Raw genomic sequence first — 547 nt, 5'->3', positions numbered from 1 at the left:
GAAGTGGGTAGTTTAACCTTCGGGAGGACGCTCACCACTTTGTGGTTCATGACTGGGGTGAAGTCGTAACAAGGTAGCCCTAGGGGAACCTGGGGCTGGATCACCTCCTTATACGATGATTATTGCGATGAGTGTTCACACAGATTGATGGTTTATAAGTTTTAGAGACGATACTGGGTCTGTAGCTCAGGTGGTTAGAGCGTTCGCCTGATAAGCGAGAGGTCGGTGGTTCAAGTCCACTCAGACCCACCAATCTTCCTCCCAAGAAGATTGGCACACAGTATCAACACCTGATGGGGCTATAGCTCAGCTGGGAGAGCGCCTGCCTTGCACGCAGGAGGTCAGCAGTTCGATCCTGCTTAGCTCCACCATCTTTAAGCATACTTGCTTAAGTGTTCTTAAAAATGGTTACTTCTTTGGAAGTGATTTGCTCTTTAACAATTTGGAAAGCTGACGAATAACAACAATCCCCATATCTTTGATATGCGTTGTTATTCAAATTAAAAGTTCTCAAATCCTAACTTTCTCTAATAAAGAGAAAGTTAGG

2 tRNA genes and 1 rRNA gene are annotated in these 547 nt (G+C 45.0%); all 3 read left to right on the top strand.

Annotated features, from left to right (window positions below):
* Positions 1 to 111, top strand: a 16S ribosomal RNA gene (locus QTN94_RS20390); the annotation flags it as partial.
* Positions 112 to 175: 64 nt separating this feature from the next.
* Positions 176 to 252 (top strand) — tRNA-Ile (locus tag QTN94_RS20385).
* 43 nt (positions 253 to 295) lie between these two features.
* Positions 296 to 371 (top strand) — tRNA-Ala (locus QTN94_RS20380).
* Positions 372 to 547: the final 176 nt, after the last annotated feature.

This window comes from Vibrio sp. M250220 (assembly GCF_036533795.1).
In the GTDB taxonomy this organism is placed as follows: domain Bacteria; phylum Pseudomonadota; class Gammaproteobacteria; order Enterobacterales; family Vibrionaceae; genus Vibrio.
This window is presented reverse-complemented; position numbering and strand designations above follow the sequence as displayed.